Below are 26240 nucleotides of genomic sequence, written 5' to 3'. Positions count from 1 at the left end.
AAAATACGCGGCATGGCGGGATAGGGATACCAGCATGCCCGACTGTGAAATCAGCTTCGACCTCTCACGGATCGACTTTCGTGCGACCTCCGACCTGTTGATGGAAAGCTACTGGGGAGCTGGACGCAGCGACGAGTTCCATCGCCGGGCCTTTGCCAACTCGTTCTGCGCCGCCGCCTACATCGCTGGCAAACAGGTCGGTTTCGGCAGGGCGATCACCGACCGCACGGTATTCGCCTATCTCGCGGATATCATCGTCTGGCCCGTGCATCGCGGGCAGGGCGTCGGCTTGCGGCTGGTGCGGGCACTCATCGACCATCCTGAACTCAGCACCGTCTCGCATTGGAGCCTGTCGACCAGCGACGCGCATGGGGTCTATGAAAAGCTGGGTTTCAAGGCATCGATGGATGGGCGATACATGCGCCTCGATCGTGCGCCGCATGCCGGGTGAACGACGTGCGACGGCGATAGGCAGGGATAGCGACTGTTGCAAAATCGCCTCATCGGCTGGGCCAGAGATGCTTTTGGCCATGGCTTGCCTTGGCGCGCAATCGAAGCACCCCTATAAGAGCCTTTCCGCGATTCCCTTCAGGGAGGACCGAATGCCAGGATTTGACATCGTTATGCGAGGCCGCGAGGCCTAGGTCTGCGCCGGTGTTCCGAAGTATCGGAACCATACCGGGCGTAGAAAAGGCATTTGCCGCTGCCGGTCGCCGCCCATGGGCAGGCGACCAACGCCGAACCTCCGCATTCATGGGCAATTCGCCCCGGCGCGGTTTTTCAACCTTCGACCTTTATTTGGGATCGGGCTCGTTTTGCGCCCGAATGACATCATGGCTCGTTTCAAGATCGATTTGCGCGCGAGCGCCTTTCGCAGCGTTCTTGGCTTCACACTTACCCATTGGCGGCGTCAGCCTTGGCGGCTCTCGCTCATCATTGGCGGTTTCCTGCTGTCGACGCTGGCCGACGTGCTGACGCCGCTCTACTCCGGTCGGCTGGTCGATGCTGTCGCCAGCAGCGCCGGAGCGGATGCCATTGCCTGGAACGCCGCGATGACGGCATTTTTCTTCTTGATGGCGCTGGCGCTGACTGGCGTCGTGTTGCGCAATCTTGCCTTCATGGGCATCGTGGAGCTGACACTCAAGATGATGGCCGACATCGCGGCCGACGCCTTCCATCGCGTTCAGCGCTTTTCGACCGACTGGCATGCCAACTCGTTTGCCGGCTCGACGGTGCGCAAGGTGACGCGCGGCATGTGGGCGCTCGACCTGCTCAACGACACGATCCTGATCGCGCTGCTGCCGTCGGTGGTCATGCTCGCCGGCTCGACGCTGCTGCTCGGCTGGTTCTGGCCGCTGATGGGCGTGGTCGTCGCGGCCGGCTCCCTGCTGTTCATCACGGTGACGGCCATGTTGTCGCTTGGCTATGTCGCGCCCGCGGCAAGGCTTGCGAACACCTGGGACACGCGCCTCGGCGGCTCGCTGGCCGACGCGGTCAGCTGCAATGCCGTGGTCAAGGGCTTTGGCGCCGAGACGCGCGAAGAGCGCCGCCTGGCCAGGGTGGTCGCCAAATGGCGCGAGCGCACGCGGCGCACCTGGGTGCGCGGCACCATCAACGGCACCACCCAAGGGGCGCTGCTGCTGGTCATGCGGGCCGCCGTGATCGGCCTGGCGCTGATGCTGTGGTCGTGGGGGCAGGCGAGCGCCGGCGATGTCGCTTTCGTGCTGACCTCGTTCTTCGTGCTGCAAGGCTATTTGCGCGATATCGGCACGCATATCCGCAATTTGCAGCGTTCGATCAACGACATGGAGGAACTGGTCGATTTCCAGTCCGAACCGCTCGGCATCGAAGACAGGCCCGGCGCCGAACCGATTGCCATCACGCAGGGCCACATCGCCTTCGACAACGTCACCTTTCACTACGGCAATCACCGGTCGCCGCTCTACCGTGACTTTTCGGTGGATATCGCGCCGGGCGAGCGTGTCGGGCTCGTCGGTCACTCGGGTTCGGGCAAGACCACATTCGTCAAGCTCATCCAGCGGCTCTATGACGTGAATGCGGGAAAGATCGTGATCGATGGCCAGGATATCTCACAGGTCGCCCAGGCGTCGCTGCGCGGCCAGATCGCCATCGTTCAGCAGGAACCGATCCTGTTCCACCGGTCGCTGGCCGAAAACATCGCCTATGCCAGGCCAAGCGCGACGCAGGGGGAGATCGAGCATGCCGCCAGGCTGGCGAGCGCGCACGACTTCATCACCAGCCTGCCGAAGGGCTATGGCACGCTGGTCGGCGAACGTGGCGTGAAACTGTCGGGCGGCGAGCGCCAGCGCGTGGCGATCGCCCGCGCTTTCCTGGCCGATGCGCGGATCCTGATCCTGGACGAGGCGACGTCGAGCCTCGATTCGGAATCGGAGGTGCTCATCCAGCAGGCGATGGAACGGCTGATGGTCGGCCGCACGACACTGGTCATCGCGCATCGGCTTTCGACGGTGCGGGCGCTCGACAGGCTGCTGGTCTTCGATCGCGGCAAGATCGTCGAGGAAGGCTCGCATGACGAGTTGATCCGGCTGAAGGGCGGCATCTACCGCCGCCTGTTCGAGCGCCAGGCGCTGGAACTTACCAAGGGCCTCGTGATGTGATCCGAGGTGGCCTCCGGCTCCTGCCGGGGGCCACCTCTATCGGTTGCCATAAGCCGGCGAGCCATGTGGCGCTCGCAATCGCAGCGCGAAGCCAAAGTCCCGAGTGCGGGACGTCTGTTTACGTTACCGGCCGAGATTCGTTGTTTCCACTTTTGGTTGCTGTACTCTGCAAAAGCAACCTGTTCGGTGTTTACGATGCATCTCGTTTCCGCAAATGCCGGCGCGCAAAAGGTGACCGCCCCGTCGGTGCTGGACTCCCAGCACGGCTCGGTTCGGCCACTCGCCGCCGAAGATCTCGAGCGCGTCGCGGCACTCTTCCTGACGAAGTTTCGCCGCCGCCGGCGTCACCTCCTCGATCGCGCTATCGAGGAGACGGCCGAATACATGAGAAAGATCTATCTTGACCCCGCCGGCCAGCCCGGTGCGAGCAGCGCTCTTGTCCAGATCAACCGGCAGGGGGATCTGGGCGGGTTCCTCGGCGTCCTGAAAGCCCGTTACGAGTTCAACGGCGCTGGATTGAATGCGGCGATCATCGGTCCGTTCATGGCCGACACTGGCGCCGACGATGGCTCGGCAGGACCGCAATTGCTGCGCGCCTTGCACCAAGGCGAATTCGATCTGCAACTGACGGATTCGGCCAACCGGGTCTCCCTGGCCTTCGCGCGACCGATGAAATACCAGCTCCTGCCGGTCCACTGCCTGGGATGGACCTGCATCTTCCGGCCAGCCGCGATGGCCGCCGCCGCGCTGCACCGTAAATGGCCCGGCCTGCCTCGCTTGGCACTCGAACCCTGCGCGAGAGCATTCGACGCTGTCGCGAAGCGAAGGTTCGGATCGCCTTTCCAGGCTTCATCGTCGCATCGGGTCCATGCCGAGCCGATCAATGCCGCGCAGTTTGCCGAGCGGCTGCCGACCCTTCTCTCCGATTACGCTCTTCGGCCGAGTTGGAAGGACGGCGAACTGCCGCGGCTGCTCGCGCTGGCGGCCGAGAAGCGGGCCGACGGACCACTTCATTTCGGCGGGACTTACGATGAGGCAGGCAAAATGCTCGGTTGCTATGCCTTTTACGGCCAAGTCGGAGACATGGCGGTCCTGCTGCAAATCCAGGCTTCCGGACACCACTGGGGCGCGACGCTGGACGGCCTCGTCGCGGCAGCGCGGGATATGGGCTGCGCAGGCATCACCGGGCAGACACAGGGCAAGTTCATGCCTCACCTCTTCGGCTACAGGAATGTCTTCTTCCGCTATGCCGGCGGGACGATGGTTCGCTCGCGAATCGCCGAGGTCACGCAAGCGGTCCGTTCCGGCGACATCGCTATCGGCGGCTTGATGGGCGACCGCTGGACCCGCTTGAGTTCAGACGACTTCGGCCGCTGATCGTCGTCAACCACCTATTCGTCGGCTCCGCCGGCTGCTTGCCCTCTCACGGCGGGCCTTGCGCCGCCTGCCGGCCCGGTCTTTTCATTCCAGCCGCCATGTTCTATGTCTGCGGCACGGCGCGGGGGCGCATCTTGTCAATCATAAAGGCATCCGGTACGCCCCGCTCATGACAGTTACCGTTCGTTTCGCCCCGTCACCGACCGGCCGCATCCACATCGGCAATGCGCGCACCGCTCTGTTCAACTGGCTGTTTGCCCTCAACAACAAGGGCCGCTTCATCCAGCGCTTCGACGACACCGACATCGCTCGCTCGAAGCAGGAATTCGCCGACGCCATCCTTTACGACCTGCACTGGCTGGGCATTTTCCCGGATGCCACCGAGTATCAGTCGCGGCGCTTCGAAATCTATGACGCGGCGGTGGAGCGGCTGAAGGCGGCGGGCGTTCTTTACGCCTGCTACGAAACGCCGGAAGAACTCGATCTCAGGCGCAAGGTGCGCCGCACGCGGGGCCTGCCGCCGGTCTATGGCCGCGAGGCATTGGCGCTGACGACAGAGCAGGTGGCCGAATATCAGGCCGATGGACGCCGGCCCCACTGGCGTTTCCTGCTGCCCAATTTCTCCGGCGATCCGCTGCAGCCGGAGCGCACCGAGATCCGCTGGGACGATTTGGTGCGTGGCGAGGAGATGGTGGATCTGGCCTCGCTGTCCGATCCGGTGCTGGTGCGTGAGGACGGCACCTATCTCTACACGCTGCCCTCCGTCGTCGACGACATGGAGATGGGTGTCAGCCATGTCATCCGCGGCGACGATCATGTCACCAACACCGGCGTGCAAATCGCCCTGTTCAAGGCGCTGGGTGCCGAGCCGCCCGTCTTCGGCCACCACAATCTCCTGACCACCGTCTCGGGCGAGGGGCTGTCGAAGCGCACCGGCGCACTTTCCATCGAGAGCCTGCGTGAAGACGGCATCGAGCCGATGGCCGTCGCTTCGCTGGCCGTACTGGTCGGCACGTCGGAGAATGTCGCGGCCGCGCATGACCTGACCGAACTCGCCGGCCATTTCGACCCGGCCGCGACCTCGAAATCGTCCTCCAAGTTCGATCCGGCCGAATTGTTCGTGCTCAACCGGGTGCTGCTGCATCACATGCCGTTCGACGAGGCGCGGGACCGGCTGATGGTGCTGGGCATTTCCGGCGAACAGGCCGAACCATTCTGGCTGGCGGTGCGCGGCAATCTCGACCGACTGGCCGATGCGGTTGCCTGGTGGCGCGTCCTGCGCGAAGGGCCGCGGGAGAAGCCCGACTTTTCCGACGACGACCGCGATTTTCTGCACCAGGCGCTCGATCTCCTGCCTGAGGAGCCGTGGAACGGGACGGTCTGGAAGGATTGGACCGGCAAGATCAGGGAAGCGACCGGCCGCAAGGGCAAGGCGCTGTTCATGCCGCTCAGGCTTGCCCTTACTGGACTGCCTTCGGGGCCGGAGCTTGCAGATCTATTGCCCCTGATGGGTCGGGAAGGAACGTTGGCCCGACGACCCTGACCTTGCGCTGGTCCGGAGGCACGGCAGAAACCGGCGATGTCACAGGCTTGGCCGAGAGGCGCTTGATGGCCTCACGGTCGAGCCCGCCGTCCCTGTTGGCCAGGGTCTCCGGGTCGGCACCCGGATCGGGCTTTAAGGCCGGCACCGGAACGAGCGGTGCCGCTTCCGGTTCGGGCTGTGACTGTTGGGGGCTTGGCGAGTTGCCGCCAATGATCTGGAAATTCTGCGCGGCGTTGCAGCCGCACGCGGGCGGCCGCGACATGTCGGGCTGCTTGTAGAGATAGGCGGTCGGCAATTCGCCGTAGGGCCTGCCGGTGACCGATGACATCATCGATGCCGAATCATCGTCCATGCCGCGCGAATAGAAGACCTGCATCTCGGTGCCGGGGCAGGCCGATTCGCAATTCTTCTGGTCGCGCTCGAAATCGCCGGCCGAGGCGGCATTCGACATGGGGAAGAAATAGCCGTCGCAAGTGCGCACGCAACTGGTGTGGAATTCGCCGCCGCTGCTCGCAACGTCCGGACTGCCGGGCTGGTTCAGAACGCGGCCGACATCGCGTTCCTCGCCGGAATTGTCAGGCTGGTCCAATGTATCGATCTGGCGGTCGTCGCCGCCGAAAAGCTGGTCGAAGAGATTGGCATTGCCTCCATCTTCACGATTCGCTTCCTGCGGAGGCGCGCGGCGGGGGGACACCGCATCGTCACGACAGTCATTGGCATCGAGCGCCGCCAGGATATGGCCCCGGTCGCGGCGTGAACGGCCGCCGGCGAGTTGGGCGCGCTTGGCCTGCAGACTGTCGAGATTGGCGCTCATGCGCTCGATGGTGGCGTTGAGCCCAGCGCATCGATTGATGTTGCGGGAAAACAGTGAAAACCCGCAACCGGCATTGTCCGCCTGGCTGCGGGCCTTGGAGATCTGTTCGCGCTGCCGGTCGATGGCCGCATCGTATTTGCGGATCATTGCCGGACCGCCGCCGCCACGCGAAGCCGCGGCGAGCTCGGCCTCCAGTTGACGGCAGACCCGCGAAGCGGCCTGCGGCTCGCTGACCACCGTGCCGGACAGCAGAAGGCCAAGCAGCACGGCAGCATGCGCCTGCTTCAAACCTCCGCTCGCCATCCGCCTCGATCCCGCTTGCCTGTGGTCGCCAAGGCTACCCCGTTCGCGGTTAATCGTCCATTTCGGAAGTTGCTTAGTTGCCGGCTGAAAAGCCGCGCGCATTCTATGTGCCAATCAGTCCGGCAATGGCAGGGTGGGCCGTCAGAACTTGTAGTTCATCCCGATCCTGACCGTACTGAACGTGTTGTCGAAAGTCGTATTGGAGTTGGGCGCGTAGTTGATCGTCTGATCCCGCAGGTCGACATATCGGTATTCGGCATTTGCCGACCAATGATCGGTGATTGCCTGCTCCAGCCCTGCGCCAATCGTCCAGCCAATTTTGGTGTTCTTTTCGGAATAGCTGTCGGCGGGGCCATCGAGATACCGGTTCTCGACACCTCCGATAGCGAGGCCGCCGGTCCCGTAGACAAGGGTGCTGCCGAACGCATAGCCTGCCCTGGCGCTGATCGATCCGAACCAATCCACCTTGGTGTCGTAGACATCGCCTCCGCCGACATTGACCTCGTCGGAATGCCCCTTGATATCGGCGCCCGAAATATCGGCCTCGATCCCCAGAACCGCGGAATTGACCTGGTAATTGTAGCCGATCTGGACACCGCCCAGAAAGCCGTCGATGTCGTAGTCCTGCGTGCCCCGGATCGCTGGCGTGTTTGGCAGGTTGTAGGTCGCGTCGGTTTTGCCGAAACCATAGCCGAGATGCCCGCCGACATAGACGCCGGACCAGTCATGCGCGGCCGGGCCCAGCCCGACGGCGTCGGCGGCGAACGCCTGTCCGCCAATCACAGTCAGCATTGCCGAAGCGAGCAACAGGGCTCTCATGACATTTTCACCGCCCGATCAGACGGTGTGACCATATCAAATTGACCCGGTCCGAGAAATCCGCATTCGTCCGATGCCGGATTACTCGGTTAAGAGTTGTCGGTTCGCAACATTCGATCCCGCCAATGCGGTCCGTGGCGCGTCGCCACCACACCTCAATCGGGGCCGGATCAATCCGATCGCGACCGCCGGTTCAGTCCAGATTGGCGATCGCCTGGGCCTTGTGCGCGGCTTCGACCACCGCCAGCGCCGTCATGTTGACGACGCCGCGCGAGGTCACCGAGGGTGTCAATATGTGCGCCGGCTTGTCGGTGCCGAGAAGGATGGGGCCGACATGCAAGGCATCCATCATGGCCCGCAGCGCCGTCAGCGTGATGTTGGCCGAATCGAGGTTCGGGAACACCAGGAGATTGGCTTCGCCCTTCAGGCGCGAATGCGGATAGACGCGCTGGCGCAGATGCTCCGACAAAGCGGAATCGGCGTGCATTTCGCCGTCGCACTGCAGCTCCGGCGCGATGCGCGCCAGAATCGCCGCGGCCTGACGCATCTTCAGCGCGCTCGGCGAATCGCGCGAGCCGAAATCCGAATGCGACAAGAGTGCCGCCTTCGGCTCGATGCCGAAACGCTGGATTTCTTCCGCCGCCAGCACGGTCATCTCGGCGATCTCGTCGGCCGTCGGGTCGACGGAGACGTGGGTGTCGGTAAGGAAGATGATGCCGCGTTGCGAGATCAGCATGGATAGCGTGGACAGGTCCCGGTCCTTGATGCCGGTGCGCGGCCCTATGATCAGCGTCACATTGCGCAGATGCCGCTCGAAACGGCCTTCGAGGCCGCAGACCATGGCGTCGGCATCGCCGCGCTTCAGCGCAAGTGCGGCGATCACCGTGTTGTCGGTGCGCACCATGGTACGCGCGGCCTCCGTCGTCACGCCGCGGCGGCCGGCGAGTTCGATCAGGAGGTCGACATAGTGGCGGTAGCGCGGATCGTCCTCCGGGTTGATCAGGCCGAAATCGACCCCGGGCTTGATACGCAGGCCATAGCGCTTCAGCCTGACCTCGATGACGTGCGGGCGGCCGATCAGGATCGGCTCGGCGATGCCTTCCTCAAGCACAACCTGGGCGGCACGCAGTACGCGCTCGTCCTCGCCGTCGGCGTAGATGACGCGCTTGGCGCTGGAGGCCTTGGCGGAAGAGAACACCGGCTTCATCACCAGGCCGGAGCGGAAGACGAAACGGTTGAGCTTGTCGATATAGGCGGCGAAGTCGGTGATCGGCCGTGTCGCCACACCGGTGTCGCAGGCTGCCTTGGCCACCGCCGGCGCAATGCGCAGGATGAGGCGCGGATCGAAGGGCGAGGGGATCAGGAATTCGGGTCCGAAGACCGGCGTCTCGCTGGAATAGGCGCGCGCGGCGACATCGGAAGGCTCTTCGCGGGCAAGGGCGGCGATGGCCCGCACCGCCGCCATCTTCATCTCCTCGTTGATGGCGCTGGCGCCGCAGTCGAGCGCACCCCTGAAGATGTAGGGGAAGCAAAGCACGTTGTTGACCTGATTGGGAAAATCGGACCGTCCGGTGCAGATCATGGCGTCTGGACGGGCCGCGCGCGCCACTTCCGGCATGATCTCCGGATTGGGATTGGCCAGCGCCAGGATCAGCGGCTTCGGTGCCATGTGTTGCAGCAGTTCCGGCTTCAGCACGCCGGCGGCGGAGAGACCGAGGAAAACATCGGCGCCCGTTATGACGTCGGCCAGGGTGCGCGCGTCGGTGTCCTTCACATAAGGGTCTTTCCAACGGTCCATCTCGTCGACACGGCCCTTGTAAGCGACGCCGAACCGGTCGGTGACCCAGATGTTTTCGACGCGCACGCCGAGGGAAACGAGAAGATTGAGACAGGCTAGTGCGGCAGCACCCGCGCCGGAGGTGACGACCTTGATGTCCGAAATGGTCTTGCCGGCGAATTCCAGCCCGTTGAGCACGGCAGCGGCAACGATGATGGCGGTCCCGTGCTGATCGTCATGGAACACCGGTATGCTCATGCGAACCTTCAGGCGTTCCTCGACCTCGAAACACTCCGGCGCCTTGATGTCCTCGAGGTTGATGCCGCCGAAGGTCGGCTCCAGAGCGGCGACGGTTTCGACCATGCGCTCGATTTCCGGCGCGTCGATCTCGATGTCGAAGACGTCGATGCCGGCGAACTTCTTGAACAGGACCGCCTTGCCCTCCATCACCGGCTTGGAGGCGAGCGGCCCGATATTGCCGAGGCCGAGCACGGCCGAGCCGTTTGATACGACACCGACCAGGTTGGCGCGCGCCGTGTAGTCGGCGGCAGTCGCCGGATTGTCGCGGATTTCGAGGCAAGGGGCGGCGACGCCGGGCGAATAAGCGAGCGCCAGGTCGCGCTGGTTGCCGAGCGGCTTGGTCGCCTGGATCTCTAGCTTTCCCGGCGTCGGGTGCTTGTGGAAATAGAGCGCGGCTTCGTCGAGGTCCGAACGTGCCGTTTTCTTGTTCTCGCCTTCCATGCGGCCGCTCCTCGAAACCTGCTTCGGGAGTCCTTTTAGCATGAGGCCAAGGTTTTTCGCGACGCTAATTGACGCGCCGGCATCTTTAAGCGCCAGCGCATCGAAAATCTCTAGATGTCAGACACTTACGGCTGTTACATGCCGGATGTTTCGCGCCGCTTTGCCGACATTTCGGTCAGAAAGCGCTGACGTAGAGACCGCCATCGACGGGTATATTCTGCCCGGTCAGGTAGCCGGCATGGACCGAGCAGAGGAAGGCGCAGATCTGGCCGAATTCCTCCGGCGTGCCGAGCCGTTTGGCCGGCACGTCGGCACTGATGCGGGTCTTGCGCGCCACGGCCGCCTTGGGATCCTCTGGCGTGCCAGCCTCATGCGGGCCGCGCAGTCGGTCAGTGTCGAGCTTGCCGGGCAAGAGACTGTTGATGGTCACGTTGCGCTCGATCACCGTGCGCGCCACGCCGGCGAGAAACGAGGTCAGGCCGGCGCGCGCGCCCGATGACAGGTCGAGGCCGGGTATGGGGACGTAGACCGATAGCGAGGTGATGTTGACGATGCGCCCGAAGCCGCGCGCAGCCATGCCGTCAATGACCGCCTGCACCAGTTCGATCGGCGTCACCATGTTCTGGGTCACGCCTTCGAGGATTTTTCCGCGATCGAGTTCGCGGAAATCGCGCAATGGCGGTCCGCCATTGTTGTTGACGAGGATGTCGGGTTCCGGACAGGCGGCGAGCAGCGCTTTCTGTATCTCCGGCTTAGAAACGTCGCCGACCACTTCCGTCACCGTCACGCCATGGCGCTGGCGCAGTTCCGCGGCGGTTTTCGCGACCAGCTCCGCATTGCGCCCATTGACGACGATGTCGCAGCCCGCCTCGGCCAGCGCCATGGCGCAGCCACGGCCAAGCCCCTTGCTCGAAGCGCAGACGATGGCCTTCTTTCCGCGGATACCGAGATCCATGACGATTTTCTCCTTTGATTTGCCCGGCAGGCTAGCGCCAGCGCTGGACCAATCGCAACCGTCATACGGTTGTTGCATGAATCGGGGCATAGGCTGCTCGAAAGCAAGGGTGAATCCGCGATGTCAGGCCAAGAGCCCCGCACTTTCCGCAGCATGTTTATTTCCGATGTCCATCTGGGCTCGAAGGCGGCGAAGGCCGATTTCCTGATCGACTTTCTGCGCTACCACGACGCCGACATCATCTATCTGGTCGGCGATATCGTCGACGGCTGGCGCCTGAGGCGCAGCTGGCATTGGCCGCAAAGCCACAATGACGTCGTGCAGAAACTGCTGCGCAAGGCGCGCAAGGGCGCCTCGATCACCTATATCGCCGGCAATCACGACGAATTCGCCCGCCAGTTCCAGGGCGTGCATTTCGGCGGCATCGTCGTTGCCGACCGCGCCATCCATGAAACCGCCGATGGCCGGCGGCTGCTGGTCATCCATGGCGACCAGTTCGACACTGTAGTCCACAACCAGCGTTGGCTCGCTTATCTCGGCGACCATGCCTATGACGCCGCCATGCAAGTCAATCGGGTGATCACGCGGTTGCGCCAGCTGCTCGGCCTGCCTTACTGGTCGTTTTCGTCCTGGGCCAAGGTCAAGGTCAAGAAGGCGGTGAACTTCATCGGCTCGTTCCAGACAGTGCTCAGCGAGGAAGCGCGACGCTCGCATGTCGACGGCGTCATCTGCGGGCATATCCACCATGCCGCCATCGAAAGCTATGGGGACGTACAATATATCAACACCGGCGACTGGGTGGAGAGCTGCACCGCCGTGGTCGAGCATTTCGACGGCCGCATGGAAATCCTGACCTGGGCGCATGTATTGCCTGAAGCGCTTGACGAACCCTTCATCCCGCTGCTGATCGAGGACAGGGTGGTGCAGGCGGCCTGAGGCGGAAGCCGGCCCTGCAATTTCTGGTGTTAATCGACTGGTCCAGCCGGTTTCGCCCGCTTTTTGCTCATGTTAAGGATCGGCTTGCGCTGCTCGCCGGTCGTTGAGCGCAGCGTCATTGGATCGATTCATGCCGCTGCCACCGCTTTCGCCCGAACAACTCGTGAAGCCGAGCCGTTTTGAACTGCGCATGAGCCTGATCTTCGGCACGTTGTTCATATCGCTTGGCACCCATTTGCCCTATTTCCCGCTTTGGTTGCAGGCCAAGGGGTTTCATGCCGAGCAGATCGCCGTCATCCTGGCGGCGCCGATGTTCCTGCGCGTCGTAACGACGCCGCTGCTGACCACACTTGCCGATCGAGCCAGGGACCGCGCCGATGTCTATGTCGTGCTCGTCGCCGCATCGCTGCTGCTGTCCGCGGGATACTTCCTGACCCCGACATACGCGACAGTGCTGGCGGTGTCGCTGGTGCTGACCATTGTCTGGACGCCACATTCGCCGATCGCCGATTCGCTGGCGCTTTCGGGTGTGCGCCGCTTCGGGGCCAATTACGCGAGCATGCGCAAATGGGGGTCGATCTGTTATCTCCTGGCCAATGTCGCGGGCGGTTTCATCCTGGCAGCCAGTGGCCCTGGAGCCGTCCCGGTGATCATATTCCTTGCCCTTGGCGCGGCACTCATCGCAGGCCTGCTGGCACCGCGCATGGGACGGCCGCGAAAGGCCTCGCCGCTGTCGGCAGTGGAAATCCAGCATGCGGCGCCAAGCCTGTTCAACGCTTATTTCCTCTCCTTCACCCTTGGCGTCGGCATCATTACAGCCAGCCACGCCTTCCTCTACGGTTTCGTTTCCATCTATTGGAAATCGATCGGCATCAGCGATTCCGTTGTCGGCCTGCTGTGGGCGTGGGGCGTGGTGTCGGAAGTCTGCATGTTTTTGTTTTTCAATCGCATTTTCGCCTCCGTGTCTGTCGTCAAGGTGATGGTGATTGCCGGCGTCGGCTCCGTTGTGCGCTGGATCATCTTTCCACTGATATGGCCGCTCGGCCTCGGCATCGCCGGCTTCTTTGCCGTGCAGTCGCTGCATTCGGTGTCTGTCGCAATGGTGCTGATCGGCCTGCAGAAAATGATCGGCGAGACCGTCTCCGAAGAGCGCACGGGTGCCGCGCAAGGCATCGCCTATTTCTTCAACGGCTTCTTCATGGCCGCTGTTACGCTTGTTTCCGGCCCGCTCTATGACCGTCTCGGTGTCGATGGATTCCTGGCGATGATCCCGATCGCGATCGTCGGCCTTATGCTGATCGGGTTTGCCGCGCGCTCAGCCCCACAGAGCCCGGTCCGGGGGTGAGACGAACGATCCCTGGTAAACGAGACCCGGCACACGATCCCGGGCAAGCAGCAGCGGGCCGTCGAGGTCGACGAAATCCGCTCCTTGCGCTAGCAGCACCGCCGGCGCCATTGCCAGCGACGTGCCGACCATGCAGCCGACCATGATGCCAAAACCCAGCTCACGGGCGCGGTCGCGCAAGGTGAGCGCCGCCGTCAGTCCGCCGGACTTGTCGAGCTTGATGTTGACGGCGTCGTAGAGGCCGACAAGCGCCTCGAGGTTTCCTGCTTCATGGACGCTCTCGTCAGCGCAGATCGGCACCGGATGGGCTATGTGGCGCAGGATGCCGTCACGGCCCGCCGGCAGCGGCTGCTCGATCAAGGCGATATCTTGCTTCGCGGCAAAAGCGAGATTCGCGACGATGTTGTCGTCGGTCCAGCCTTCATTCGCATCAAGGATCAATCGGCTCCCGGGCGCCGCCTGCCTCACCGCCTGGATGCGGGCGGCGTCGTTGTCGCCGCCGATCTTGACCTTCAGCAGCGGCCTGCCGGCATTGGCGCGGGCCTGCGCAGCCATCGCCTCCGGTTCGCCGAGCGACAGCGTGTAGGCGGTTTCGAGCTGATGCAAAGGGGCCGGCCAGATTGCGTTCGCCACCGGATTGCCGCTGATCTTGGCTTCAAGGTCCCACAGGGCACAGTCTACAGCGTTACGCGCCGCTCCGGCAGGCATTGCGTCGAGCAGGGCGGCACGGTCCATCCCGCCGGCGATCCGGTCGCGCATCGCCGCGATCGCGCCGCTCACACCGTCCATGGTCTCGCCATAGCGCTTGTAGGGAATGCATTCGCCGCGACCGACATGGCCGTTGTCGCTGATCGTGCAGGTGATGACCTCGGCCTCTGTCTTGGAGCCGCGCGAAATGGTGAAGGTCCCGGCGATCGGAAAACGCTCGGCCTCGACCGAAATGACACGCGCCATATTTTTCTGCTCCGGCTATGCGAGAAGGGTTGTCGGCAAATCGACAAGGTCGGACCCATCAGGCTAAACAGGACGCCATGTTGACCATCGGCAAACGCGACGCAAGCGGCACGACCGCCTCGGGGACTGACCACGACCCGCGCGTCGCGGTCGGCGAGGAGGATGGGGTCCTCGGCTGTGCGTTCTCCGGCATCTGGACGACGCGGACGGTGGCGCTGATCGACGCCGAGATGCGCAAGATCGAGAAACGAAGCGGTTTCAAGATGTTGGCGCTCGATCTTTCGAAAATCGAGAAGATCGACACCGCCGGCGCCTGGCTGATCGATCGCTTGGTCAGCGTCTTCGAGAAGAAGAATGTCGAGGTAAGGCTGCAAGGCCAAAGTGACGTCGCTTCCATCCTGCTCGAAGCAGTGAGCGAGGCCGTCCGGCGCGAACCCGAAGCCGGACCGGCGGGACCACCCAACATTGTCATTCGGGCACTGGAGGCGGTGGGCCGGCGCGTCTACGAGATGCGCGACGATTTCCTCGCCTCGATGAACATATTGGGCGCCACCATCCGCGGCGCGCAGATGAAGCTCGGCCGTGGCCATGCCGTGAATCCGGCGGCGATCTTCAACCAGATCGATCGCATGGGCGTCGGCGCTATCCCCGTGGTGGTGCTGATGTCGGCGATCGTCGGCGCCATCGTCGCCCAGCAGGGTGCCTATCAGCTGAGCTATTTCGGCGCCGACATCTTCGTCGTCGACCTAGTCGGCGTGCTGATCCTGCGCGAACTCGGCGTGCTGATGACGGCAATCATGATCGCCGGCCGCTCCGGCAGCGCGATCACCGCCGAAATCGGCTCGATGAAGATGCGCGAGGAGGTCGACGCGCTGAAGGTCATCGGCCTCAATCCGATCGGCGTCCTGGTTTTTCCGCGTCTGGTTGCCCTGGTGATCGCCTTGCCCTGCCTGACGATCATCGCCAATTTCGCCGCGCTCGGCGGCGGCATTGTCGCGGCCTGGCTCTACTCCGATATCCCCCCCGCTGCCTTCATCGACCGGTTGCGTGTCGCAATCGATCTCAGCACGATTTTCGCCGGGCTGATCAAGGCGCCGTTCATGGCCATGATCATCGGCACGATCGCTTCAGTCGAGGGCATGAAGGTCGGCGGCAGTGCCGAATCGCTCGGTCAGCACGTGACCGCTTCGGTGGTGAAGTCGATCTTCGTCGTCATCATTCTCGACGGACTTTTCGCCATGTTCTACGCAGCGATCCAGTTCTAGTAACATGGCAAAGGGAAACGGAATCACGACTGAGGCGCCGGACGAGAGCGAAATCGTGCTTTCGGTGCACGACGTCACCGTTGCCATCGACGACAAGCTGATCCTCGACAAACTGTCGCTCGACATCAAGCGCGGCGAGATACTGGGGTTCGTCGGTGCCTCGGGCGCCGGCAAGTCCGTGCTGTTGCGAACCATTCTCGGACTGATGCCCAAGCAGTCGGGAACAATCAAACTGTTTGGCGTCGACGTCGACAAGGCAAGCGATCTCGAGCGGCTGCGCATCGACATGCGTCTTGGCGTTCTGTTCCAGCATGGGGCGCTGTTTTCGGCGCTGACGGTGATGGAGAACGTGCAGGTGCCGATGCGCGAATATCTCGATCTGCCAAGAAAGCTGATGGACGAGTTGGCGCTGCTGAAAATCGAGCTGGTCGGACTGCCGCCGGATGCGGCGCAGAAGTTTCCCTCCGAACTCTCCGGCGGCATGATCAAGCGCGCGGCACTTGCCCGCGCCCTGGCGCTCGACCCCGACATCGTTTTTCTCGACGAGCCGACGTCGGGCCTCGATCCGATCAGCGCGGCCGAGTTCGACGAACTCGTCGTCAAGCTGCGCGACACCATGGACCTGACCGTCTACATGGTGACCCACGATCTCGACACGCTGTTTACCGCCTGCGACCACGTGGCGGTGCTCGGCAAGAAAAAGGTGCTGGTCGAAGGCACGATCGACGACATGCTGAAGAGCGAGGAGCCGTGGGTAAAATCCTATTTCCGCGGAAAACGCGCACGGCAACTTGATCTTGCCGCACGTGCATAGCCATAAGTGAAGCAATGGAAACCAGAGCCAACTACGTCATTGTCGGCATTTTCACGCTGGTTGCGATCCTGGCGGCGTTCGGCTTCGTCTATTGGACGGCGGCGATCGGCGACAGGGGCGAGACGACGCTGCTGCGGGTGCGCATTCCGGGCTCGGCCTCAGGTCTCGGCCGTGGCAGCTTCGTGCTGTTCAACGGCGTCAAGGTCGGCGACGTCAAGCGCGTCTACATCGACGTCGACAATCCGACTGTCGCCATCGCCGACACCGAGATCGACCGGATGACGCCGATCACCAAGTCGACGCAGGCCGATATCGGTCTCGCCGGCCTCACCGGGCAGGCCAATATCGAACTCAAGGGCGCCGACCCCAAGGAAGTCAAGCTGCTCGATCAGGCTGAGAAGGAAGGCAAGGTCGCCGAGATCGTCGCCAATCCTTCCGCCGTGACCAATCTGCTGCAGACGGCGCAAAACATCTTCACCCGCGCCGACAAGGTGCTAACGGAGCTGGAAGGCTTCACCAAGGATGTGCGGGGGCCGCTGACGCAGACCGTGCAGAACGTGCAGACGTTTTCCGATGCATTGGCCAGGAATTCCGACGGCATCGACAAATTCCTGTCCGCCGTCAGCGCGCTGTCCGATGAGCTGAAAGGCGTTTCAGGCAAGCTCGACGGCACGTTGAAGGCAGCGGAAGGCCTGCTCAATGCCGTCGACAAGGACAAGATCAAGAGCATCGTTGCCAATGTCGATGCGGTGACGGGGAACCTCAAGGAAACCTCGCAGCAGCTGGACGGTGTGATCAGGAATGTCGATACGGCGGTGGGATCGGTCAACGATTTCGCCGAGCAGACGCAAGGCACGCTGGCCAAGGTCGATGGCGTGCTCGACGGCATCGATCCGGCGCAGGTGCGCCAAGCGCTCGCCAACATCCAGAAGGCCAGCGACAGCGCCAACAAGGCGGCTGCCGATATCGCGGAGGTGACCGGCAAGATCGCCAATCGGGCTGACGACATCGACCAGACGATCAAGGACGCGAGGCAGCTGGCGCAACGGCTCAACGACGCCTCGGTGCGGGTCGACGGCATTCTCGCCAAGGTCGACAAGCTGCTCGGCTCGGGCCAGGCCGACGGCGTGATGGCCGACGCCAGGGATACGCTGAAATCGTTCAAGCAGGTCGCCGATACGCTGAATGCCCGGCTTGGGGTCATCACCGACAATCTGGCGCGCTTCTCGGGCCAGGGGCTGCAGAATGTCGAGGCGCTGGTGCAGGATAGCCGCCGCTCGATCAACCGCATCGAGGAGGCGGTGACCGATCTCAGCCGCAATCCGCAGCGCATCCTTTCGGGCGGCGACGGCGAGGTTCGGCAGTTCGACGGCAGGGCGCGGCGTTGACTTCGGCATCGGCCCGCCGCAAGAACAGTGCTCGTGAATGCGGGTTGATCTTGCGATCAGGGGATAACGGGGATCACGCGTGAGATTGAGTAGGCTTGGAACGGGCGGGTTGAAATCGGCTGCGGCGCTGCTTGTCCTGGCGATTGCCGGCTGCGCGGCGCTCGGCGGCAAGCCGGCACCGCTCGACACGTTCGAATTGTCGGCGCCGTCGGTCGACGCGCATGGCCATAGCCGCAAGCAAATCCTGATCGCCCAGCCTTCGGCGCTGAAGGCACTGGACAGCCAGAACATCGTCATCAAACCCTCCGATGGCTCGATCCAGTATCTGAAAGGGGCGCAATGGGCCGACCGCCTGCCGCTGATCGTGCAGGCGCGGCTGGCCGAGACGTTCCAGCGCTCGGGCAGCTTTGCCGGCGTCGGCAAGCCGGGCGAGGGGCTGGCGATCGACTATCAGGTGATCGTCGAGGTCCGCTCCTTCGAAGTGCGCGTCAATGGCGGCGAACATGCCGAGGTCAACCTGTTCGTGCGCTTGCTTAACGACCGCAACGGCGAAGTGAAGGCTTCCAAGAGCTTCACCGCATCGGCACCCGTTTCGGGCAGCGGCAACCCGGCCTATGTCGGCGCGCTCGACGCGGCCTTCGGCGATGCGGCCAAGCAGGTCGTTCGCTGGACCGATTCGGTGATCTGACCGCCAGGCGCGCCGGGATTCCACCAACGCTTCCGGGTTACGGACGGTCGAAGGTGTCCGGCCGCAGCTTTCCAGTCCTCATCAGGTGCTGCAGGGTGTAGGTCACGGACAGCGCATCGTCGAGCGCGTCATGCCCCTGCAGTGGCGGATGTTCGACGCCGTAATAATCAGCAAGCTTGTTGCTCGGCGTCCTTGCCAGGTCCTCGATCGGCATGCCGGCCGCGATCAGCAACTTGACGGCGTTGTCGAACCGGGCGGCCGGGATAGGTGGCTTGATGCCCGCGACATAGCAACTGATGGCGATCATGTTCAGTTCGTCCTTGCCCCAGGACCACAGCCGCGCTCCGGCGGAAAACCGGTCGACGCCGGCCAAGGCGTCTTTCAGCGCAATGCCCTCGGCCTCGATGATTTCTTCGGTGATGCCAGTCAGTCCAGTGAAGAACGGATCGAGCGTGTACCGCTCGCCAAACCGGTCGACCGGTCTGATATAGGCTTTGTGCGTGCCCAGCACGGGGAAGTCACCTTCGAGGCCGAGCCTTGCCGCGCCGATCTGCGCGATGATCGGATCGGGATCGTGGGCCGCGCACCAGAATCGGCGTTGTGATCCCTCAAGGCAGAGAAACTCGCAGTCGAAGATGATTGCCGTCTTCACAGTAGCACCCAGATCTGGAAATCGCGAAACCAAGAGAGATCGCGGTGAGGTGATAAGAAGAGATTAGCCATGCTCTTTGTCACGAACTTCGGAATTTTCTCACATTCATGATTGTCCTCAATAGCTCGATCGCTTGCGGGACCGATGGTCCGCTGATTGGCGGCGGTTCAGCTCGCTCGCAAAATTCCCGCCATATAAAGAGCGTCAGTTCCGCGCCATCGGTGAGCGTGTCGCCCTCCGGCTCTGCAAACGTCTTGAGCAGCCGATATCGAGTGTCCCGCCAGAAGAGTTCCTCGACCCAATCGTATACCGGAATGACATGAAAATGGATCGGATAACCGGGAGTATGTCCATACCGGCCGATATAGACGCGCTGCGCAGTCAATGTTTGCTGCAGGGCACTTTGGGCGCCTGCCAGCAGTGGACCGAGCTCGGACAGGGCCTGCTCGGACAAGGTGGATAAATCGTCGCTGAATCTTCTGGAGCTGACCATCAGATAGCCCGGAAGGGCTGAGTTGATCCGGTGACTTACAAGCCAGCCATCTGTTTCGAAGACATGGAATTGTTGGGGTATCTCCAAAGAACCGACTTTGGTTGGCACTGCGATCTCCCGGCCAAAGACGTATTCTTCTCACGAAAAAGGCGGGAGACAATCCCCCGCCTCTTTCGGTTTGGCTTGTCGACCGCCTAATGCAGGCGGCCGCTGGCATGGGCCAGCATGGTGTAGACCTTGCCGGTGTCCGACGTGAGATAGGTCTGCGCCATGATGTTGTCGCGGTCGTTGCGCGAGACATCCTTGAGCAGCTTCTCGAAATCGTCGCAATAGCGGTCGACGGCGGTGCGGAATTCGGCCTCCGCCTGGTACTTGCGGCGGATTTCATCGAACGTCTGCTGGCCCTTGAGCGTGTAGAGCCTGCGCGTGAACACGTCACGCTCGCCGCGCCGGTAGCGGTTCCACAGCTCGATCGAGGCATCGTGGTCGATGGCCCGCGCGATATCGACGGACAGCGAGTTCAGCGATTCCACGACATGTGCCGGCGAACGCTGGGCAGGGGCCGCGCGCGGGGCTTCCGCTGGCGCCTGGGGAGACGCCGGCCTGAGCTCGGCATCGTTCGACGCGGCGGTCAAGAGATCGCGCACCCAGCCGCCTTGCGGCGCGCGGGCAGTGGCGTCGGTGGCACGCTGGCGCGGTGCTGCCTCAGCCGGGCGCTCCAGATCGAGCGTGCCGCGCAGTCCCGCGCCGCCCAGTGGCGCCTGTGGCGGGCGCAGATCCGCCTGCGGTGCCGGAGCGCGACGGGGCGGCTCGGCGGCGCGTGCGGCCGGCGCCTGCGGCGCAGGACGCAAGGGGCGCGGTTCTGAAGTGTCGCCGCCACGACCGGACTTCGCCACGATGTCCGAAAGCTCCTTCAAGGCGTTGATCTGCTCGGAAACCGCGCGGCGGATGGCCGATGTCGACTCCTTTGCCTCTTCCGGCATCTCGATGACGCCCTTCTTGAGCTCGGCGCGGGTGAGGTCGAGTTCACTCTTGATCGAGCCCGCGGTGCGCCGCATCTCCTCGGTCGCATCGGCGAAACGCTTGGTTGCCGAATCGACGACGTCGGTGATGGCGTTGCGGATCTTGTCGGCGGACTCCATCGTCTTGCCCTCGGCGTTCTGCAGGGTCTGGCCGACGAGATTTTCGAACGAGCGCATGACCCTTTCGAGATCTTCCGACTTCTTGACCAGGCCGACGGCGAGGTCCTCAAGTGAGGACTGCCTTTCCAGCGTGTGTTCGAGGTTGCTCTGGGCCGAGCTCAACAGGTCCGAGGCGCTGGCCAGCAAGCGGCTGTGTTCATCGAACTTGGTGGCGATCGAGGCGACTTCGCGCAAGGTCGACGACGACAGTTCCGTCAGCCTCGTCGTGTTGGAATCGACCAGACGCGCCGAGCTGGCAAAGGTCTGCGCCGCCTTTTCGGTGGTCGCCGCGAAGCTTTGCGTGCTGCCGGTCAGACGTTCGTCGACCTCGCCGAGGTTGACCGCGGCCTGCTCGATCAGCTGACCGAGCTGCGAGCTGGACTTGGTCATGCGGCCGATCAGATCGGCGACGCTGTCGGACAGCGACGAGCGGGCGCCTTCGACCGCCGACAAGGTTTCGGCGGTGCGGCTGGCCAGTGCGTTGACCAGGGCTGCATTCTCGCTGCGCAGCTTCTCGGTCGCGCGTTCCGTGACCTCTTCCATGCTCTTCTGCAGTTCCGAGCCGCCCTGGGCGAAGCGCTCGACCAAAGGCCGCGCGGTTTCGTCGAGGATCTTCGACATCTCGGCCGACCGCGCCGCGAGCATGGTGTTGAGCTCGCGGGTGTTGGCGCCGATCGTCTTGGCCGCGTCATTGGTGCTCTGGCCGATATGTTGTCCGACCGCGGTAAAGGTTTCCGCGATCACATTGGCACGCGATACGAGTTGTGCCTCGGCACTCGACACCTGCTCGTTGAGCTTCTGGCCCATCGTCTCGGTGGTGTAGGCGAGCCGGTTTTCGACCCCAGCGATCTGTTCTTCGACACGGGCGGCCGCTGCCGCCGCGCTCGATGCAAGACGCTCGTCGGCGCCAGCAAGTGCCTGCTCGATTTCGCGGGCGTGCACGGCCAGCTCCTGACCGGTCTGGCGGGCGCGATCGGCGACCCGCTGCTCGGTGCTTGCAAAGGCGCCGACAATGGTCTGCGCATGCTCGCCGATCGTCGAGGTGCTGTCGGCGATGCGCGAAACCAGGCGCTGGTCGGCGTCGTCGAAGATGCGGGCGATTTCGGATGCCCGGCTGGACAGCGCGTCCGAACCCTCGGCGATGCGCGAGACCAAGTGCTGGTCGGCGGCATCGAAGATACGACCGAGGTCCGACGCGCGGGCGGCGAGCGCCTCGGCGGATTCGCCGATGCGCATGCCGAGCCGCTGGTCGGCGCTTTCGAAGTTCCGCAGGATGTCGCCGGCGCGGGCGGCCAGCGACTGCGCCGTTTCCACGGCACGGGCGACCAGCTTCTGGTCGGCCGCGTCGAACGTGCCGGCAATCTCGCTTGCGCGGGCGGCCAGCTGATCGGCGGTTTCCTGGGCGCGGGCGGCAAGCTTCTGGTCGGCCATGTCGAAGGTGCCGGCGATCTCGCCGGCGCGGGCAGCGAGTTGATCGGCGGTTTCGTGGGCACGGGCCAGCAGCGAGCTGGAGGTGTCATCGGCGCGGGCGAGCAGGGCGTTCGACGTATCCTCCGCACGGGCGTGGAGGCGACGATCGGCCTCCTCGAAGGTGCGGGCGATGTCTTCGGCCCGGGCCAGCAGGGCGGCGGACGTCTGCTCGGCGCGCTCGGCGATCTTGCGATCGGCGTCGCTGAAAGCCGCACCGGCCTGTTCGTGCAGCGTGCTGGTGACTTCCAACACCTTTTCGCGCAATGCGCCGGCGACGAAGACAGCGCTCTTCTCGAGCACGTTGCGGACGTTGTCGACACCAGTCGAGAGCGCGCGCTCCATGGTGCCGGCGCGTTCCTCGATGATGCCGGTCTGGCGGCTGAACGCCTGCTCGATCTTGTCGACATCGGCGGCGATCGCGGCGGAAATGTCCGTGCTCCTGGCCGCGATCTGGTCGATGTGGCCGGACAGCGAACGATCGACCTCCTTGCGGCTCTCGGCGAGCTTGCCGAGATCATCTTCCAGCGCGCGGCTGAGCATGTTGCGGCCTTCGGACAACTTGCCGACATGTCCGGCGATGATATCGTCGATATCGCCGCGGCTTTCGGTCAGCTTCTGCAGGTCGGCTTCGAGAGCACGCTTGAGAATGTCGCGGCCTTCGGCGAGCTTCTCGACCTGGCCGGCGACCAGACCGTCGATGCTGGAGCGGCTTTCGGCCAGCTTGGCAAGGTCTGCCTCCAGCGCACGCTTGAGGACATCGCGGCCTTCGGCAAGCTTCTCGACCTGGCCGGCGACCAGACCGTCGATGCTGGAGCGGCTTTCGGCCAGCTTGGCAAGATCGTCCTCGAGAGCCTTCGACAAGGTCGAACGCTCCTGCACAAGCCGTTCCGCATGATTGTTGACGTGGGTGCCGACAGTCTCAAGGTCGGCCTCAAGCGCCTTCGACAAGGTCGAACGCTCCTGCACAAGCCGTTCCGCGTGACTGCTGACGTGGCTGCCGACAGCCTCGAGATCGGCCTCAAGCGCCTTTGACAGTGTCGATCGCTCTTGGGCAAGTCGGTCCGAGTGGCTGTTGACAAGGCTGTTGACAGTTTCGAGATCGGCCTCCAGCGCGCGGGCGAACTGGGCGCGGTCGTCGACCAGCTTCTGGGACTGGTCGGCAACGGTGTTTCTGACCGTGCTGAGGTCGGCTTCCAATGCGCGGCGCAGGATATCGCGGCCCTCGGCGAGCTTCTCGACCTGACCGGCGACCAGACCGTCGATGCCGGAGCGGCTTTCGGCCAGCTTGGCGAGATCGTCCTCCAGCGCCTTCGACAAGGTCGAGCGATCCTGAACCAGCCTGTTCATGTGGTCGGCGATGACGCTGTTCACATTCTGCAGATCGGCTTCCAGAACACGTGAGAGCTGCCCGCGATCCTCGGCCAATCTGTCCGACTGGCTCGATATGACGTTCTTGATCGTATTGAGGTCGGATTCCAGCGCACGCTTGAGGATGTCGCGGCCCTCGGCGAGCTTCTCGACCTGGCCGGCGACCAGACCGTCGATGCTGGAGCGGCTTTCGGCCAGCTTGGCGAGGTCGGCTTCGAGCGTCTGCGACAGCAGGCCGCGGTCTTCCGCCAGGCGTCCCGAATGGCTGTCGATCAGCCCGCGTATCCCCGACAGGTCGCTTTCGAGCGAACGGCCAAGCTGCGTGCGGTCCTCGGCCAGTTTCGCCGAATGCGCCTCGATGAGGTTCTTGATACCGGCAATGTCGTTTTCCAGCGCCTTGGCGAGCACCGCGCGGCCCTCGGCGATTTTCTCGACCTGGCCGGCGACAAGGCCGTCAATGTCGGCGCGGCTCTCGGACAATTTGCCGAGATCGGCCTCCAAGGCGCGCGACAAAATGTTGCGGCCTTCGGCCAGTTTTCCAACATGCCCGGCCACCATTTCATCAATGATGGTACGAGCTTGCACCAATTTTCCGGAGTCTTCGTTGAGAGCCAGTGAGAGCCGGTTGCGGCCTTCTTCCAGCCTTTCGAGGTGGCTGCCGAGCGACGCATCGATGGCGGCACGCGATTCGTTGACCTTGCGCAGGTCTTCTTCGAGCGCACGCGCTATCAGGCTGCGGCCTTCGGCCAGCCTCTGCACCTGGTTGGTCACCGCCGCATCGATGCCGGCGCGGCCTTCGTCGAATTTCTCCAGGTCCGCCTGCATGGCTGCCGCCATGCGCTCGCGGCTCTCGGAGAGCTTGCGGCTATGGTTTTCGACGGCTTCTTCGATACCGACGCGCGCGTCGGCGAGCCGCTGGATGTCGGCATCGAAGGAGCGCGACACGACGTGGCGGGCTGCCTCCATGCGGCCGGCGAAATCGCTGGCGCGCGCTTCGAGCATGGAAGAGGTCGAGGTGACGATGTCGGCCATGTCGGCGCCGATCTGGGTCTTGCCCTGATCGATCATGGCCGACAGCGTGTCCTTGCTCTCGGCGAAGGTGTGGGCGATTTCGCGCGCGCGCTCGACCAGCGTTTCGTTGATCTGGCGGGCGCGGGCTTCCAGCGCGGCATTGAGCTTCTGGGTGCCGGTGTCCAGCGCTTCGGCGCGGGTCTGAAATTCGCTGATCAGCGCCTGGCCGCGTTCGGCCAAGGTGCGTTCGATGCCGTTGAGGCTGGCCTCGAACTCGGAATTGAGGGTGCGCGCGGCGCCGCCGAGCAGCGACACCATGCCGGTGGTGCGATCGTCGAGCAGGTCCGTCAACGAACGGGTCAAGCCGTCCGTGGTGTCCGTCAGCTTGGCGATACGGGTGTCGAGCAGGCTGGCGAAAGCCTCGCCGGAGGTCGAAAGCCGGTCGGTAATGTTGTCGAGACGGCCCTCCACCGAATCGAAGATCGACATCGAGCTTTCGTTGATGCGGTCGATCAGCGTGTCGCCGGAATTGGTGATCGTCATCGACAGTTTGGTCGACGCGTTGAGGATGCTGTCCCGGATGATGTCGCTTGCCGCGCCGATTTCATCGCGCAGCGTCTCGTGCGCGCCGGAGATCGAGGCGCGGACGCGTTCGGCATGGGTGACCACTGCTTCGCGTTCGCTGCCCAATCCGTCGACCAGCGACCTGATGCGGGTTTCGTTTTCCGAATAGGAGCGCTCGATCTGGTTGACCTCGCTGTGGACCAGCGTCTCCAGTTCGACGGCACGGGCAAGGGTGCGTTCGATGCCTTCGCCCATGGCAGCCACCTCGCGGCGGACGGCCTGGCCGATCATCATGACGCGATCCTGGGCCATGTTTTCCGGCTCGGTCAGGCGGAAGGCCACTTCCGTCATCGATTGCGCGGCGATGCGCATGTCCTGAGCGCGGCGAATCATCGTCGCGAAGGCCCAGAACAGGATGACAGGCACGATAGCCGCGACGGCAAGGCCGATCAGTTCGGGGCGGGCGAAGAACTGGTCCAGCGTGCGGATCCGCCAGATGCTCGGTCCAAAAAGCAGGTTCGCCAGTCCGCCGGCGCCCGCGATCCAGGCAAGCGAGACAAAGGCGATGACCCAGTAAATGGTGTTGGAGGCGCGCCTGTTCAGGCTGTGCAGAAGGGTCTTGTAATCTTTCTGACGATCGTCGTTGGCTGGCGCGAAGCCGGCGGGCTGGCCACCATTGCGCGTCTCAACCGGGCGAAGTTCGGCCGGCTTGGCGTTTGGCGCGGGCTTCGCGGCCTGGGGCTGATTGACGACGGGCGCCGGCTGCTGATTGCGTCCCTCGCGTGCCAGTTCGTCGGCGGCCTGTGATATCTGCGCTTCCAGATCTTCCATCGAGGCCGCGATATCGAGGTCGCCGCTATCGGTATCGCCGCTCAGGTCGAGATCGAGCGCTTTTTCGAGTTCCCTGGCTACGTCGCTGTCGAGAGTTCTGGTCGTTGTTGGTTTCTTCGCCATGCCTTCGCTACCCTGTACTAGCTGCCGCGGGGGCTTATAATTGTGCTTGTCTTACCCCCGCGCAGGAGGCTGAAAATGGACCCTCGTATCGTAATGACACAGGGGGGTAAAGAAAACATGCATTCCGCGGGATACGTAAAACTTTAAATATAAGGTTAACGGAAGCGTGATTTGGGCGCCCCTTTCGCA

At 63.4% G+C, this 26240-nt stretch carries 18 protein-coding genes; 10 read left to right on the top strand and 8 right to left on the bottom strand.

What is annotated here, in order from left to right; genetic code table 11:
- Positions 1-34 precede the first annotated feature (34 nt).
- The 4 genes from LB516_RS07525 (at position 35) to LB516_RS07510 (ending at position 5559) form a co-directional block, all read left to right on the top strand.
- Entirely contained in the window at positions 35-451 is a 417-nt protein-coding gene (locus LB516_RS07525; protein WP_015317654.1) for a GNAT family N-acetyltransferase, read from the top strand.
- 382 nt (positions 452-833) lie between these two features.
- On the top strand, positions 834-2639 hold the full coding sequence (locus LB516_RS07520) for an ABC transporter ATP-binding protein (protein WP_140716810.1): 1806 nt from the start codon (positions 834-836) through the stop codon (positions 2637-2639).
- 63 nt (positions 2640-2702) lie between these two features.
- A complete protein-coding gene (locus LB516_RS07515) occupies positions 2703-4016 on the top strand; it encodes a hypothetical protein (RefSeq protein WP_224719254.1) in 1314 nt (437 codons plus the stop codon).
- Positions 4017-4185: 169 nt separating this feature from the next.
- Positions 4186-5559, top strand: a complete 1374-nt coding sequence (locus LB516_RS07510; protein WP_015317657.1) for a glutamate--tRNA ligase — start codon at positions 4186-4188, stop codon at positions 5557-5559.
- Here LB516_RS07510 and LB516_RS07505 read toward each other — a convergent pair.
- The 4 genes from LB516_RS07505 to LB516_RS07490 form a co-directional block, all read right to left on the bottom strand.
- Positions 5477-6676, bottom strand: coding sequence for a DUF2865 domain-containing protein (locus tag LB516_RS07505; protein WP_224643588.1), 1200 nt, complete (start codon positions 6674-6676; stop codon positions 5477-5479). The genes LB516_RS07510 and LB516_RS07505 overlap by 83 nt on opposite strands.
- A 141-nt stretch (positions 6677-6817) precedes the next feature.
- On the bottom strand, positions 6818-7495 hold the full coding sequence (locus LB516_RS07500) for an outer membrane protein (RefSeq protein ID WP_224719253.1): 678 nt from the start codon (positions 7493-7495) through the stop codon (positions 6818-6820).
- Positions 7496-7688: 193 nt separating this feature from the next.
- Complete coding sequence (locus LB516_RS07495; RefSeq protein ID WP_224621981.1) at positions 7689-10013, bottom strand: NADP-dependent malic enzyme; 2325 nt, start codon at positions 10011-10013, stop codon at positions 7689-7691.
- Positions 10014-10188: 175 nt separating this feature from the next.
- On the bottom strand, positions 10189-10968 hold the full coding sequence (locus LB516_RS07490; protein WP_224719252.1) for an SDR family oxidoreductase: 780 nt from the start codon (positions 10966-10968) through the stop codon (positions 10189-10191).
- 153 nt (positions 10969-11121) lie between these two features.
- Between LB516_RS07490 and LB516_RS07485 the strand changes: the two genes are divergently transcribed.
- Together LB516_RS07485 and LB516_RS07480 are read left to right on the top strand one after the other, a co-directional pair.
- The gene (locus LB516_RS07485; protein WP_181171109.1) at positions 11122-11904 is read left to right on the top strand and encodes a UDP-2,3-diacylglucosamine diphosphatase; all 783 of its coding nucleotides are present in this window, start codon (positions 11122-11124) and stop codon (positions 11902-11904) included.
- Between the two features lie 130 nt (positions 11905-12034).
- A complete protein-coding gene (locus tag LB516_RS07480) occupies positions 12035-13249 on the top strand; it encodes an MFS transporter (protein WP_224527843.1) in 1215 nt (404 codons plus the stop codon).
- On the opposite strand, the gene dgcA is transcribed toward LB516_RS07480, so the two are convergent.
- Positions 13220-14203: an N-acetyl-D-Glu racemase DgcA gene (gene dgcA, locus LB516_RS07475; protein ID WP_224621982.1), complete on the bottom strand. Its 984-nt coding sequence runs from the start codon at positions 14201-14203 to the stop codon at positions 13220-13222. The two genes, LB516_RS07480 and dgcA, sit on opposite strands and share 30 nt — an antisense overlap.
- A 77-nt stretch (positions 14204-14280) precedes the next feature.
- On the opposite strand from dgcA, the gene LB516_RS07470 reads away from it, so the two are divergent.
- The 4 genes from LB516_RS07470 to LB516_RS07455 all read left to right on the top strand — a co-directional run bounded on the left by LB516_RS07470 (position 14281) and on the right by LB516_RS07455 (position 18358).
- Positions 14281-15468: an ABC transporter permease gene (locus LB516_RS07470; protein WP_140664278.1), complete on the top strand. Its 1188-nt coding sequence runs from the start codon at positions 14281-14283 to the stop codon at positions 15466-15468.
- Between the two features lie 4 nt (positions 15469-15472).
- A complete protein-coding gene (locus LB516_RS07465; RefSeq protein ID WP_023783273.1) occupies positions 15473-16282 on the top strand; it encodes an ABC transporter ATP-binding protein in 810 nt (269 codons plus the stop codon).
- A gap of 14 nt (positions 16283-16296) precedes the next feature.
- The gene (locus tag LB516_RS07460) at positions 16297-17670 is read left to right on the top strand and encodes an MCE family protein (RefSeq protein ID WP_224719251.1); all 1374 of its coding nucleotides are present in this window, start codon (positions 16297-16299) and stop codon (positions 17668-17670) included.
- 109 nt (positions 17671-17779) lie between these two features.
- Positions 17780-18358, top strand: a complete 579-nt coding sequence (locus LB516_RS07455) for an ABC-type transport auxiliary lipoprotein family protein (RefSeq protein WP_224719250.1) — start codon at positions 17780-17782, stop codon at positions 18356-18358.
- Between the two features lie 37 nt (positions 18359-18395).
- Here LB516_RS07455 and LB516_RS07450 read toward each other — a convergent pair whose 3' ends face one another.
- The 3 genes from LB516_RS07450 to LB516_RS07440 form a co-directional block, all read right to left on the bottom strand.
- Complete coding sequence (locus LB516_RS07450; protein WP_224719249.1) at positions 18396-19010, bottom strand: exonuclease domain-containing protein; 615 nt, start codon at positions 19008-19010, stop codon at positions 18396-18398.
- Positions 19011-19089: 79 nt separating this feature from the next.
- Positions 19090-19590: an HIT family protein gene (locus tag LB516_RS07445; protein WP_224719377.1), complete on the bottom strand. Its 501-nt coding sequence runs from the start codon at positions 19588-19590 to the stop codon at positions 19090-19092.
- Positions 19591-19697: 107 nt separating this feature from the next.
- Positions 19698-26051 (bottom strand): kinesin, encoded by a 6354-nt coding sequence (locus tag LB516_RS07440; protein WP_224719248.1) that lies wholly within the window; start codon positions 26049-26051, stop codon positions 19698-19700.
- Positions 26052-26240: the final 189 nt, after the last annotated feature.

Source organism: Mesorhizobium sp. CO1-1-7 (genome assembly GCF_020164885.1).
Taxonomy (GTDB): Bacteria; Pseudomonadota; Alphaproteobacteria; order Rhizobiales; family Rhizobiaceae; genus Mesorhizobium; species Mesorhizobium australicum.
The sequence above is the reverse complement of the archived record's forward strand: the minus strand, read 5'-3'. Positions and strand labels throughout refer to the sequence as shown.